This window comes from Campylobacter sp. US55 (assembly GCF_004378955.1).
In the GTDB taxonomy this organism is placed as follows: Bacteria; Campylobacterota; Campylobacteria; order Campylobacterales; family Campylobacteraceae; genus Campylobacter_D; species Campylobacter_D jejuni.
The window spans coordinates 1-677 of record NZ_RYYF01000024.1 but is presented as its reverse complement, the minus strand read 5'-3'; the positions used below and the strand labels follow the sequence as shown (position 1 = coordinate 677).

The 677-nt window shown below is 39.1% G+C and carries 1 pseudogene; it reads right to left on the bottom strand.

The annotated features are described in order from the left end of the window. Window positions 1-677, bottom strand: a pseudogene (locus ELQ07_RS08155) (flagellin); the annotation flags it as partial.

The window sequence follows — 677 nt, the reverse complement described above, 5'->3', positions numbered from 1 at the left end:
GAACCTATATCAGCTCTGATTTGATCAAGATTGGTTATAGCAGTTTCAGCGATATCCATCACAGCCATAGCACCTTTAAGAGTAGTTACACCTGCAGTTTCATCAGTAGCACCTACAGCCGTAGTTCTTAAGGCGGCAAATTGAGAATTTCCTGAACCTGAAGAAAAACCTGAACCCGCTGAAACTACATAGGTGCTGCTTATAGAAGCTGCGCTTGAAACAATTTGCACTGATCCAGCTAAAGTTGTAGAATATCCTTTTCCACTACCCACTGAGAAACCTGAACCTGCTGAGAAACCTGAACCTGCTTGAGACATAAACGCTGAAATACTAGAAGCTTGGATAATTTGCTTATCTCCACCACCATTGTAAGAATTAAATCCCATAGCATCAGCATTGGCTGCTGAAATTTGACCTTTTGATTCTCTTAAAGATACTGAAGCTTGAGAAATCATATCTGTAGCACCCATACCTATAGCACTAAGTCCAGTTCCACTTATGTTTATATCCCTACCATCATTTTTAACCAAAGATAATCTTCCATAATTTTCAGTTTTTAAAACACCAGCACCAGCACCTATACTACCTGTGATTTTAATACCTCTACCATCAGCTGAAGTAAGAACAAGTTTACCATTTTCATCTTTAGAAGCTTGAACTCCGGTTGTGTCTTTAAC